Origin of the sequence: Lysinibacillus sp. C5.1 (assembly GCF_016350185.1) — a bacterium.
GTDB lineage: Bacteria > Bacillota > Bacilli > Bacillales_A > Planococcaceae > Lysinibacillus > Lysinibacillus sphaericus.
The window spans coordinates 4,115,786-4,129,080 of the sequence record NZ_CP066226.1 but is presented as its reverse complement, the minus strand read 5'-3'; the positions used below and the strand labels follow the sequence as shown (position 1 = coordinate 4,129,080).

Below are 13,295 nucleotides of genomic sequence, written 5' to 3'. Positions count from 1 at the left end.
AATGGGTACAAAGAGTAAAATGAAAAAAATTATATATGATTAGGATGGCTTTCATATAAGTTCGAAAATAGGGTTCGGATGTTTCTACGAAATCACCGTAAATGATTTCTCTATGAAGGTGAATGTTTTGGCTAGGTGAGAAGTTTTATACATCACTTTTCTTTGTTACGCATTCCCCTTTATATATCAAGAGCTTATGGACGCGTAGGAAGTTTTTTTTACTTTCATACGCGTTTTTCTTTGAACATATGAAAACGTCCTTTAAAAATAGAAGAAGAGGTGGAAATATTGTCAGCAAGCCCTTTATTAAAAGAGCAAGAAAAAATCGTCGTTCTAGACTTCGGTAGCCAATTTAACCAATTAATTACGCGTCGTATCCGTGAATTTGGTGTTTTCAGTGAATTACACCCACATACGATTACAGCAGATGAAATTAAAGACATGAATGCAGCAGGTATTATCTTTTCAGGTGGTCCTAACTCTGTTTATGATGACAATGCATTCCATGTAGATCCAGCTATTTTCGAATTAGGTTTACCAATCCTAGGTATTTGCTATGGTATGCAATTAATGGCGCATACGCAAGGCGGTAAAGTAGAAGGCGCTGAAACACGTGAATACGGTAAAGCGGAAGTTCAAGTAACGGCTGCTAATAAATTATTCGGTGATTTACCAACAGAACAAATCGTCTGGATGAGTCATGGCGACCACGTAACAGAAGTTCCTGCTGGCTTTGAAATCATTGCAACAAGTGCATCTTGTCCAATCGCTGCTATGGCAAACGCAGAACGTAAACTATATGCAGTACAATTCCACCCAGAAGTTCGTCACTCTGTATATGGTAATGATTTACTACGTCAATTCGTATTCGATATTTGTGGCGCTAAAGGCGATTGGTCAATGGCAAACTTTATCGAAATCGAAATTGCTAAAATTCGTGAAATCGTTGGCGATAAAAAAGTATTATGTGCACTTTCAGGTGGGGTAGACTCTTCTGTTGTTGCAGTACTTATTCATAAAGCAATCGGTGACCAATTGACTTGTATGTTCGTAGACCACAACCTAAACCGTAAAGGTGAAGTTGAACAGGTCATGAAAACTTTCACAGAAGATTTCGATATGAACCTAATTAAAATCGATGCACGTCAACGCTTCATGGACAAACTTGCGGGTGTATCTGATCCAGAGAAAAAACGTAAAATTATCGGTAACGAATTTATTTACGTATTCGATGAAGAAGCTTCAAAATTAGAAGGTATGGATTTCCTTGCACAAGGAACGTTATACACAGACATTATTGAATCTGGTACGTCGACTGCGCAAACAATCAAATCTCACCATAATGTAGGCGGTCTTCCAGAAGACATGCAGTTCAAATTAATTGAACCATTAAAAACATTATTCAAAGACGAAGTTCGTGCACTTGGCTTAGAACTTGGTCTAGATGAAAAAATTGTTTGGCGTCAACCATTCCCAGGTCCTGGTTTAGGTATTCGTGTACTTGGTGAAGTAACAGAAGAAAAACTTGAAATTGTTCGTGAATCTGATTTCATCTTACGTGAAGAAATCGCAAAAGCTGGTCTTGATCGTGACATTTGGCAATACTTCACGGTATTACCTGATATTCGTTCAGTAGGTGTAATGGGCGATGCTCGTACGTATGACTACGCAATCGGTATCCGTGCTGTAACGTCTATCGACGGCATGACTTCTGACTGGGCACGTATCCCTTGGGACGTGCTAGAAAAAATCTCTGTACGTTTAGTAAACGAAGTAAAACACGTAAACCGCGTGCTGTATGATATTACATCGAAGCCACCAGCAACGATTGAGTGGGAATAATCACTAATAGCAAGAGTCCTAAATGCCCTGATAACACAGGGGTTTAGGGCTTTTTTTGTTGCGTGGGAATGACGGGTGTAACATGAAGATAGACCATAAACCATTGTAGAAGGGGGAAATTGCTGGAAAAGTGTTGGATGTAGTAAACTAAGTTTATGAAATACGTTGGCTTTTAATTGAGGGGGATGAAAATGGAGAAAAGTATTGCGACGATTCACACATTAGCTGTCGGTATGCCGAAAGAATTGAACTATAGCAACGGGCGATCAATGATAACAGGAATTGAAAAACAAGAAGTACAAGAAGTTTATTTGGGAAAGAGTGGATTTGAGGGAGATGATGTAGCAGATAAAAAACATCATGGTGGGCCTGATCGTGCTGTTTGTTTATATCCTGCAGAGCATTACATACAATGGGAGCAAGAACTAGGTAAAAAATTGCCGACTGCAACATTCGGTGAGAATTTAACGGTAACGAACATGTTGGAAGCGGATGTTTGTATAGGAGATACTTATAAAATTGGAGATGCTGTTATTCAAATTACGCAAGGGCGTATTCCGTGTAGCACGATTGATAGATATGCAAAGGCAGATGTATTGCTCAAACGTTTAATTGAAACGGGGTATACGGGCTACCTTGCACGTGTGCTAATCGAGGGAACAATCAGTGCAAATTCAACGATTGAATTGATTGAAAGACATCCTGCGGGTATATCTGTTTTATATTGCAACGAAGTCTATTATAAAAACAATGATGTAGGTGCGATGAAGAAAATTCAAGAGGTGGATGCGTTAGCGTTAGATTGGCAACAAAAGTTAGAAAAAAAGATTCAGTCATTACAGAGTCGAGTAGGGAAGTAAAGCACAAAAGTATAAGAACCCCCTTTAGCTTTTAGGCTATAGGGGGTTCTTATTTATGTAAGGAATTTCAATGGATTAGCTTACGATCAAATGAATTGCATCCTAAATAACATGTTATTACAATAAAATCGTCTAAAACGATAATTGTTTGTGTCGTAATGAGTAGTGAAAAAATTGAAAGGAATGGAGATAATGTTACGAAAATATAAGTATAGCGTGATTTTATTTAGTTACATATCACTGGTGCTTGTATTGCCAAAGCTTTTTAATTCGCCCGCTAATCAGACTGAATTAAATACTTTCTTATTACTATTTTGTCTTGCGCATGGAATGGTTTGTATCATAGCCTTTATAGCATTACGTAGCCTAGTAATTCTTGGTTTGAAAGATATTCGAAACAAACCTTTAAAATTTATTCAATTGTTTATTGTTGGATTGTTGTTACTATATCTAGGTGTAATGTTTATAGATCCGCTAGTTGATTCTTTTGCTAACTCGTCAAATCAATCTAGCGTCAATCATGTTTTGCAGATAGCACAAGGTATAATGCTATTTGTCTTTTTGTTTCCAGTCGTTTTGCTAGGACCGGTGAATGAGGAGATAATATTTAGGGAAATCATTCTGAAAAAGTTAAAGACAAAGATAGGGGTTTATTTCTCGATTGGAATTTCAAGTTTCTTATTTGGTCTTTTACATGTACATAGTTTTTCGGAAATTGTTCAAGTGATACCTTACTTTTACTCTGGGCTCGTCTTTGGCGTCATTTATTACAAATCGAATTTTAATATCGTGTATTCAATAACCCTCCATATCTTTAACAATTGTATTGCGATGCTTTTTACACTTTAAAAAGAACTCATAGAAAAAGAGTTCTTTTTCTTTATTTTTCTATGTTTTTTCCAAAAACTGAACATTAATTCCGTATTTTATACGAACTTTCGTATTTTTTTTATAAGAAATGTTCGGAAATGGGGTTGAAATCTAAAAAACGAAATGATATATTACGATTGTAAATTAAATAAGTCGTCGTATAATGTCGGGGATAAGGCCCGTGAGTTTCTACCAAGTTACCGTAAATAACTTGACTACGATTTTAGTTTTATACGAATGTATAGTAACTAATTTATTTCACACATTATGAGTGCTGAAATGTATCGTAGACATGCGACTAGTAGAGTAGTCAGCGTGTCTTTTTTGTTTTCGGTATTGAAGACGACAATACGGAGGATCTTTAAAAAATGAAAAAATATTTCATGTTCGATGAATTAGGTACTAATTATCGCCGCGAAATAATTGGTGGTATTACAACATTCCTTGCCATGGCTTACATTTTAGCAGTTAACCCAGGTATTCTGGAAAATGCAGGGATGGATAAAGGTGCTGTATTCGTAGCAACAGCATTAGCAGCAGCAGTCGGTTCTTTGATTATGGGTATTTTCGCTAAATTCCCAATCTCATTAGCCCCAGGTATGGGATTGAATGCATTCTTTGCTTTCACTGTAGTAGGAGCATATGGTATTCCTTGGCAAACTGGGTTAACAGGTGTATTTTTCTCAGGGATTATTTTTATTATCCTTTCACTTACAGGTATTCGTGAAACAGTTATTAATGCAATTCCAGCACAACTTAAATATGCAGTATCAGCTGGTATTGGTTTATTTATCACATTCGTAGGGTTACAAGGAGCGGGTATCGTTGTAGATAGTCCAGCAACTTTAGTAACATTAGGTGCATTTACAGGTTCAACTCTTTTAGCAGTGTTCGGTATTATTATTTCTGTCATCCTTATTTTAAAATTCCGCAGCGTCGGTATTTTCTTAGGAATGGTTATTACAGCAGTCGTTGGTATGATGACAGGTGTCATTGCACCACCTGTATCGGTTGTATCAGCAATTCCAAGTGTAGATTCAACATTTATGGTTGCACTTAAACCGATTTTTAATGACTTTGGTTCTTTATTAAATGTTAAATTTTTAGTCGTAGTACTAACATTTTTATTCGTTGACTTTTTCGATACAGCAGGTACATTAATGGCTGTTGCTACTCAAGCTGGCCTAGTAAAAGACGATAAATTACCACGCGCAAGCCGTGCGCTTATGGCGGATGCATTAGCTACAACAATTGGTTCTTTATTTGGTACTTCAACAACTACTGCATATGTAGAATCAACTTCAGGTGTAGCAGCAGGTGCTCGTTCAGGTTTTGCCGCAGTTGTTACAGCAGTGCTATTCTTAATCGCGCTATTCTTCTCGCCGTTACTTGCTGTTGTTACTTCGGCGGTAACAGCACCAGCACTTGTTATCGTAGGTGTGTTAATGGTTTCATCATTGCGTTTAATTGAATGGGATAAATTCGAAATTGCAGTTCCAGCGTTCTTCACAGTATTAATGATGCCGCTTGGTTATTCAATTGCAACAGGGATTGCAATTGGTTTCGTATTCTATCCTGTAACAATGCTTTTAGCAGGTCGTAAAAAAGAAATTCACCCAATGATGTACGGATTGTTCTTTGTCTTCCTTGCATACTTTATCTGGGTTCGATAATGTAAAGACGAAAAAGCTCCTCTTTGTGAAAACGAAGAGGAGCTTTTTATTTGAAATTGTTTGAGTGCCTGACACTTAATATACTATAGAAGAAACTACTAGTTATTATTGACTGAATAGTTTTATTTCAATTAAACACTTGCAAACTATGTTACGAGATGTTATATTTAAACACGTTGTTACGAAACATGTGAACAACACACTGCAAGAAAATAATAGTTGACATCATATTGAATGTATGTTAAATTATAAAAAGTTACTTACTAGTAACTAACAAAATGAACCTTGAAAACTGAACAAGCAAAACGTAATCAATATAGTTTTTACTAGCTAACTTTGTTAGTGAACGAAACAAAATTTTGGACATCAAAATTGATGCCAGCAAAACAATTTGAGCTAATCAAATTTCTTTTATGGAGAGTTTGATCCTGGCTCAGGACGAACGCTGGCGGCGTGCCTAATACATGCAAGTCGAGCGAACAGAAAAGGAGCTTGCTCCTTTGACGTTAGCGGCGGACGGGTGAGTAACACGTGGGCAACCTACCCTATAGTTTGGGATAACTCCGGGAAACCGGGGCTAATACCGAATAATCTATTGTCCCTCATGGGACAATACTGAAAGACGGTCTTGGCTGTCGCTATAGGATGGGCCCGCGGCGCATTAGCTAGTTGGTGAGGTAACGGCTCACCAAGGCAACGATGCGTAGCCGACCTGAGAGGGTGATCGGCCACACTGGGACTGAGACACGGCCCAGACTCCTACGGGAGGCAGCAGTAGGGAATCTTCCACAATGGGCGAAAGCCTGATGGAGCAACGCCGCGTGAGTGAAGAAGGATTTCGGTTCGTAAAACTCTGTTGTAAGGGAAGAACAAGTACAGTAGTAACTGGCTGTACCTTGACGGTACCTTATTAGAAAGCCACGGCTAACTACGTGCCAGCAGCCGCGGTAATACGTAGGTGGCAAGCGTTGTCCGGAATTATTGGGCGTAAAGCGCGCGCAGGTGGTTTCTTAAGTCTGATGTGAAAGCCCACGGCTCAACCGTGGAGGGTCATTGGAAACTGGGAGACTTGAGTGCAGAAGAGGATAGTGGAATTCCAAGTGTAGCGGTGAAATGCGTAGAGATTTGGAGGAACACCAGTGGCGAAGGCGACTATCTGGTCTGTAACTGACACTGAGGCGCGAAAGCGTGGGGAGCAAACAGGATTAGATACCCTGGTAGTCCACGCCGTAAACGATGAGTGCTAAGTGTTAGGGGGTTTCCGCCCCTTAGTGCTGCAGCTAACGCATTAAGCACTCCGCCTGGGGAGTACGGTCGCAAGACTGAAACTCAAAGGAATTGACGGGGGCCCGCACAAGCGGTGGAGCATGTGGTTTAATTCGAAGCAACGCGAAGAACCTTACCAGGTCTTGACATCCCGTTGACCACTGTAGAGATATGGTTTTCCCTTCGGGGACAACGGTGACAGGTGGTGCATGGTTGTCGTCAGCTCGTGTCGTGAGATGTTGGGTTAAGTCCCGCAACGAGCGCAACCCTTGATCTTAGTTGCCATCATTTAGTTGGGCACTCTAAGGTGACTGCCGGTGACAAACCGGAGGAAGGTGGGGATGACGTCAAATCATCATGCCCCTTATGACCTGGGCTACACACGTGCTACAATGGACGATACAAACGGTTGCCAACTCGCGAGAGGGAGCTAATCCGATAAAGTCGTTCTCAGTTCGGATTGTAGGCTGCAACTCGCCTACATGAAGCCGGAATCGCTAGTAATCGCGGATCAGCATGCCGCGGTGAATACGTTCCCGGGCCTTGTACACACCGCCCGTCACACCACGAGAGTTTGTAACACCCGAAGTCGGTGAGGTAACCTTTTGGAGCCAGCCGCCGAAGGTGGGATAGATGATTGGGGTGAAGTCGTAACAAGGTAGCCGTATCGGAAGGTGCGGCTGGATCACCTCCTTTCTAAGGATATTTTCGGAATACAAACCTTGGGTTTGTAAGATTACGTTTTGCGTTCAGTTTTGAAGGTTCATTCTTCTGAATGAAACACTTCAAAATTTGTTCTTTGAAAACTGGATAAAACGACATTGAAATTGTAACAAACACATTTATTTTTTTAAGTTTTTTATAGGCTTAATAACTAAATAGGGTTTTAAGACACAAGCAGTTCTAGGAAGCGAACGAGTGAATGAAGGAGCGTACTTACGTACGTGACTGATTGAACGAGAGAAGCTGACAACGAAATGCGCAGTGGATTGGAAGCCGATAGGTTAAGTTATTAAGGGCGCACGGCGAATGCCTTGGCACTAGGAGCCGAAGAAGGACGGCACTAACACCGATATGCTTCGGGGAGCTGTAAGTGAGCTTTGATCCGGAGATTTCCGAATGGGGGAACCCACTACGTTTAATCGCGTAGTATCTTGACGTGAATACATAGCGTCTTGAAGGCAGACCCAGGGAACTGAAACATCTAAGTACCTGGAGGAAGAGAAAGAAAAATCGATTCCCTGAGTAGCGGCGAGCGAAACGGGAAGAGCCCAAACCAAGAGGCTTGCCTCTTGGGGTTGTAGGACACTCTATACGGAGTTACAAAGGAATGAGTTAGATGAAGCGACTTGGAAAGGTCCGCCAGAGCAGGTAAAAGCCCTGTAGTCGAAAGTTCGTTCCCTCCAGAGTGGATCCTGAGTACGGCGGAACACGTGAAATTCCGTCGGAATCCGGGAGGACCATCTCCCAAGGCTAAATACTACCTAGTGACCGATAGTGAACCAGTACCGTGAGGGAAAGGTGAAAAGCACCCCGGAAGGGGAGTGAAAGAGATCCTGAAACCGTGTGCCTACAAGTAGTTAGAGCCCGTTAATGGGTGATAGCGTGCCTTTTGTAGAATGAACCGGCGAGTTACGATTACGTGCGAGGTTAAGCTTTAGAAGGCGGAGCCGCAGCGAAAGCGAGTCTGAATAGGGCGAATTAGTACGTGGTCGTAGACCCGAAACCAGGTGATCTACCCATGTCCAGGGTGAAGGTGAGGTAACACTTACTGGAGGCCCGAACCCACGCACGTTGAAAAGTGCGGGGATGAGGTGTGGGTAGCGGAGAAATTCCAATCGAACTTGGAGATAGCTGGTTCTCTCCGAAATAGCTTTAGGGCTAGCCTCGTGATGAGAATACTGGAGGTAGAGCACTGTTTGGACTAGGGGGCCATCCCGGTTTACCGAATTCAGACAAACTCCGAATGCCAGATATTTATACACGGGAGTCAGACTGCGAGTGATAAGATCCGTAGTCAAAAGGGAAACAGCCCAGACCACCAGCTAAGGTCCCAAAGTAATCGTTAAGTGGAAAAGGATGTGGCGTTGCACAGACAACCAGGATGTTGGCTTAGAAGCAGCCATCATTTAAAGAGTGCGTAATAGCTCACTGGTCGAGTGACGCTGCGCCGAAAATGTATCGGGGCTAAACGATTCACCGAAGCTGTGGATTGACATCTACGATGTCAGTGGTAGGAGAGCGTTCTAAGTGCGTTGAAGTCAGACCGGAAGGACTGGTGGAGCGCTTAGAAGTGAGAATGCCGGTATGAGTAGCGAAAGACGGGTGAGAATCCCGTCCACCGTATGACTAAGGTTTCCTGAGGAAGGCTCGTCCGCTCAGGGTTAGTCGGGACCTAAGCCGAGGCCGATAGGCGTAGGCGATGGACAACAGGTTGATATTCCTGTACCACCTCCTCACCGTTTGAGAAATGGGGGGACGCAGTAGGATAGGGTAAGCGCGCCGTTGGTTGTGCGCGTCCAAGCAGTAAGGCGTGTGTGTAGGCAAATCCGCACACTGTAACGTTGAGCTGTGATGGCGAGTCCGTATGGACGAAGTTCCTGATTTCACACTGCCAAGAAAAGCCTCTATCGAGGTGAGAGGTGCCCGTACCGCAAACCGACACAGGTAGTCGAGGAGAGAATCCTAAGGTGTGCGAGAGAACTCTCGTTAAGGAACTCGGCAAAATGACCCCGTAACTTCGGGAGAAGGGGTGCTCTTGAGCGTGCAAGCGCATGAGAGCCGCAGTGAATAGGCCCAGGCGACTGTTTAGCAAAAACACAGGTCTCTGCAAAACCGTAAGGTGACGTATAGGGGCTGACGCCTGCCCGGTGCTGGAAGGTTAAGAGGAGTGGTTAGCGCAAGCGAAGCTGCGAATTGAAGCCCCAGTAAACGGCGGCCGTAACTATAACGGTCCTAAGGTAGCGAAATTCCTTGTCGGGTAAGTTCCGACCCGCACGAAAGGCGTAACGATCTGGGCACTGTCTCAACGAGAGACTCGGTGAAATTATAGTACCTGTGAAGATGCAGGTTACCCGCGACAGGACGGAAAGACCCCGTGGAGCTTTACTGTAGCCTGATATTGAATTTTGGTACAACTTGTACAGGATAGGTAGGAGCCAGAGATCTCGGAGCGCCAGCTTCGAAGGAGGCGTCGGTGGGATACTACCCTGGTTGTATTGAAATTCTAACCCATGCCCCTTAGCGGGGCAGGAGACAGTGTCAGGCGGACAGTTTGACTGGGGCGGTCGCCTCCTAAAAGGTAACGGAGGCGCCCAAAGGTTCCCTCAGAATGGTTGGAAATCATTCGTAGAGTGTAAAGGCACAAGGGAGCTTGACTGCGAGACCTACAAGTCGAGCAGGGTCGAAAGACGGGCTTAGTGATCCGGTGGTTCCGCATGGAAGGGCCATCGCTCAACGGATAAAAGCTACCCCGGGGATAACAGGCTTATCTCCCCCAAGAGTCCACATCGACGGGGAGGTTTGGCACCTCGATGTCGGCTCATCGCATCCTGGGGCTGTAGTCGGTCCCAAGGGTTGGGCTGTTCGCCCATTAAAGCGGTACGCGAGCTGGGTTCAGAACGTCGTGAGACAGTTCGGTCCCTATCCGTCGTGGGCGTAGGAAATTTGAGAGGAGCTGTCCTTAGTACGAGAGGACCGGGATGGACACACCGCTGGTGTACCAGTTGTCTTGCCAAAGGCATCGCTGGGTAGCTATGTGTGGACGGGATAAGTGCTGAAAGCATCTAAGCATGAAGCCCCCCTCAAGATGAGATTTCCCATTACGCAAGTAAGTAAGATCCCTCAAAGACGATGAGGTAGATAGGTTCGAGGTGGAAGTGTGGTGACACATGGAGCTGACGAATACTAATCGATCGAGGACTTAACCAAAAAGTTTGAAACATTCAATGCACCGTTTATCCAGTTTTGAAAGAACAACCTTTCATAAAAGGGTTTCAAGATACGAGTAGTTCGCGGAAGCGATTGAGAGAAGGAAGGAGCGTACGTCTGTACGTGACTGACTGAACGAATGAAGCTGACAAAGAAATACGATGTATATTGAAAGCCGTGAGAGCTTCAAGACACAAGTAGAACAAGGAAGCAAACGAGTGATTGAAGGAGCGTACCTTTGTACGTGACTGATTGAACTAGAGAAGCTGACGCAGTAATACGCCGTGTATTGGAGGTCGAATATAGTCTAGTGATGATGGCAAAGAGGTCACACCCGTTCCCATACCGAACACGGAAGTTAAGCTCTTTAGCGCCGATGGTAGTTGGGGGCTTCCCCCTGTGAGAGTAGGACGTCGCTAGGCAAGTTTAAAAGCCAAGGATATATTCCTTGGCTTTTTTTATTTTTTGCATAATGTTTTGTGTAAAGGTACCGGTTATGCGATTGAGAAGCTTGAAATAGGGATATAAAACGCTACTATGATTATGAATTGTTACAATTTCGTGCATTCTTGAAGTGCCATATCGGGTATAATGGATTACAAGTAAGGAAGAATAATCATGACATGGATTGGAAGGAAGAACAGTTTGGGCAAAAAGCAAATTTGGTATGAAGTAGAAGAAAATGAAACAATCGAACAATGTTTAGAGAGAATGCGTCAAGATGGATATATGGCGATGGGACGGAAGGAAGAGCCTATTTTTCATCTAGTAAATGGCGAACCAACGTATTTACGTCAAAAAATACAATTTAAAGCGATGTTATGTCAAGATTCTGACTAAATATGACTTAAAACCGAACGATATTTAGTGATGAAAATAAAATGTTCGCATTTTTGCATTGACGATAGTGTTTTCACTTGTTAAAATGTGATAAGGAAAACAATTAAATCCCTCATATATGCTAGAGAATTGGCTCTAGTGTCTCTACCCGGCACCGTAAATGCTGGACTATGCGGGAAAGCAACTTTTGGCATGTTACGGGAAGGTGTGTGTACAGATGTCTAAATCTGCATATTCTTTTCATAATAAGTCCTCAAGTAAGCTGCTTTCACGTGTATGGTAGAGAGTAGCTTATTTGAGGATTTTCTTTGTTCAAAAAGTAAAGAAATGCAGTGACTATTGAATAATAGAGGCTTGCACAATAATCGATCATTTTTCTATCGTTTAAAAGGAGCGACAATTCATGAATCCGAAAATCGGTGTCATTATGGGTAGTTCAAGTGACTGGGAAACTATGAAACATGCGTGTGATATTTTAGATGAATTACAAGTACCGTACGAGAAAAAAGTAGTATCAGCACATCGTACGCCTGATTTAATGTTTGAGTACGCTGAAGCAGCACGTGGGCGAGGTATTCAAGTGATTATTGCAGGTGCTGGAGGTGCAGCACATTTACCAGGTATGGTAGCAGCTAAAACAACATTACCTGTTATTGGCGTGCCAGTACAATCTCGTGCACTTAATGGTCTTGATTCACTGTTATCAATTGTACAAATGCCAGGTGGTGTACCTGTAGCAACTGTGGCAATCGGAAAAGCAGGTGCAACAAATGCAGGCTTGCTTGCAGCGCAAATTTTGTCGACAACAGACATAGAGCTTGCTAATAAACTAGATGCTAGACGCGAGGCGACGAAGCAACAAGTATTGGAAAGCACAGGTGACTTAGTGTGACGAAAATTATTTATCCAGGACAAACGATAGGTATTATCGGAGGAGGACAGCTTGGCCGTATGATGGCACTTGCTGCAAAGGAAGCAGGATTTAAAATAGCTGTTCTTGAGCCGACAATGGATTCACCATGTGGACAGGTTGCAGATATCCGAATTGTGGCACCTTATGATGATGAAGCTGCATTAGAGGAACTTGCAGAAGTCAGTGACGTTATTACGTATGAGTTTGAAAATATCGATTACGATGGTTTAAAACGATTAACTCAAATGGCTTACGTACCACAAGGAGCTGAATTAGTACGCATTACACAAAACCGCGTGACTGAGAAGGAAGCAATTGTGAAAGCTGGCTGTCCAGTAGCTCCTTATATAGTAGCTAATACATACGAGGAATTGGTCGCGAGTATTGACAAGATCAGTTATCCGTGTATCGTAAAAACTGCAAGAGGTGGCTATGATGGCAAAGGGCAGCAGCTTCTAAATTCAGCAGCGGATTTACCATTAGCAGAAGGGCTTTTCGCTCATTCACAATGTATTGCTGAAGGGTTTGTACCTTTTGTGAAAGAAGTATCAGTTATTGTACAGCGAAACGGTGACGGAGAATTATATTGTCAGCCTGTTGGTGAAAATATTCATGTTCATCATATTTTACACGAAACAATTGTACCTGCTCGTATCGAAAAGATGACAGCACAGTCTGCTGAGCAAGAGGCTATAAAAATAGCTGATTACTTAAATTTAGTAGGGACACTGGCGGTAGAAATGTTCGTTTTAGAAAACGGCGAAATTATTATTAATGAACTAGCACCGAGACCACATAATTCTGGTCACTATTCAATAGAGGCATGTAATATATCACAATTCCATCAGCATATCCGTGCTATTTGTGGTTGGCCATTGCGCAAACCGCAACTTTGGGCACCATCAATAATGGTGAATGTATTAGGGCAGCATGTTATGCCACTTAGTAACTCAATTGCAAAATATCCTGAATGGTCATTGCATCTTTATGGGAAAGCTGAAGCTAAGGTGAACCGTAAGATGGGCCACGTAACGATTATGACAAAAGATTTAGAAGCAACATTACAACAAATCGAAAGTTCTGGCATTTGGTCAGAATAGA

The 13,295-nt window shown here is 42.8% G+C and carries 7 protein-coding genes, 3 rRNA genes and 3 riboswitches; all 10 genes read left to right on the top strand.

What is annotated here, in order from left to right; genetic code table 11:
* Positions 1–31: 31 nt before the first annotated feature.
* Positions 32–133: riboswitch (purine riboswitch) on the top strand.
* A gap of 155 nt (positions 134–288) precedes the next feature.
* The 10 genes from guaA to purK all read left to right on the top strand — a co-directional run bounded on the left by guaA (position 289) and on the right by purK (position 13,294).
* Entirely contained in the window at positions 289–1,842 is a 1,554-nt protein-coding gene (gene guaA, locus I5435_RS20295; protein WP_024363990.1) for a glutamine-hydrolyzing GMP synthase, read from the top strand.
* 191 nt (positions 1,843–2,033) lie between these two features.
* Positions 2,034–2,702: an MOSC domain-containing protein gene (locus I5435_RS20290; RefSeq protein ID WP_337982875.1), complete on the top strand. Its 669-nt coding sequence runs from the start codon at positions 2,034–2,036 to the stop codon at positions 2,700–2,702.
* A 183-nt stretch (positions 2,703–2,885) separates the two neighbouring features.
* Entirely contained in the window at positions 2,886–3,551 is a 666-nt protein-coding gene (locus I5435_RS23205; RefSeq protein ID WP_370510661.1) for a CPBP family intramembrane glutamic endopeptidase, read from the top strand.
* Positions 3,552–3,708: 157 nt separating this feature from the next.
* Positions 3,709–3,810, top strand: a riboswitch (purine riboswitch).
* Between the two features lie 130 nt (positions 3,811–3,940).
* Positions 3,941–5,245: an NCS2 family permease gene (locus I5435_RS20285; protein ID WP_337982874.1), complete on the top strand. Its 1,305-nt coding sequence runs from the start codon at positions 3,941–3,943 to the stop codon at positions 5,243–5,245.
* 410 nt (positions 5,246–5,655) lie between these two features.
* Positions 5,656–7,207 (top strand): 16S ribosomal RNA (locus I5435_RS20280).
* Between the two features lie 306 nt (positions 7,208–7,513).
* Positions 7,514–10,441 (top strand): 23S ribosomal RNA (locus I5435_RS20275).
* A gap of 306 nt (positions 10,442–10,747) precedes the next feature.
* Positions 10,748–10,863 (top strand): 5S ribosomal RNA (gene rrf / locus I5435_RS20270).
* The 16S, 23S and 5S rRNA genes sit together here, the layout of an rRNA operon.
* Positions 10,864–11,086: 223 nt before the next feature.
* Positions 11,087–11,281: an NETI motif-containing protein gene (locus I5435_RS20265; RefSeq protein WP_024364453.1), complete on the top strand. Its 195-nt coding sequence runs from the start codon at positions 11,087–11,089 to the stop codon at positions 11,279–11,281.
* A 92-nt stretch (positions 11,282–11,373) separates the two neighbouring features.
* Positions 11,374–11,472: riboswitch (purine riboswitch) on the top strand.
* Between the two features lie 212 nt (positions 11,473–11,684).
* Positions 11,685–12,173, top strand: a complete 489-nt coding sequence (gene purE / locus I5435_RS20260) for a 5-(carboxyamino)imidazole ribonucleotide mutase (RefSeq protein ID WP_024364454.1) — start codon at positions 11,685–11,687, stop codon at positions 12,171–12,173.
* Entirely contained in the window at positions 12,170–13,294 is a 1,125-nt protein-coding gene (gene purK / locus I5435_RS20255) for a 5-(carboxyamino)imidazole ribonucleotide synthase (RefSeq protein ID WP_024364455.1), read from the top strand. The genes purE and purK overlap by 4 nt, the downstream gene beginning before the upstream one ends.
* Position 13,295: the final 1 nt, after the last annotated feature.

What these genes read in the sequence shown, in the direction of transcription:
- I5435_RS20290 (WP_337982875.1), top strand. Translation starts at nt 2,034, where the DNA reads ATGGAGAAAAGTATTGCGACGATTCACACATTAGCTGTCGGTATGCCG.
- I5435_RS23205 (WP_370510661.1), top strand. Translation starts at nt 2,886, where the DNA reads ATGGAGATAATGTTACGAAAATATAAGTATAGCGTGATTTTATTTAGT.
- I5435_RS20285 (WP_337982874.1), top strand. Translation starts at nt 3,941, where the DNA reads ATGAAAAAATATTTCATGTTCGATGAATTAGGTACTAATTATCGCCGC.
- purE (WP_024364454.1), top strand. Translation starts at nt 11,685, where the DNA reads ATGAATCCGAAAATCGGTGTCATTATGGGTAGTTCAAGTGACTGGGAA.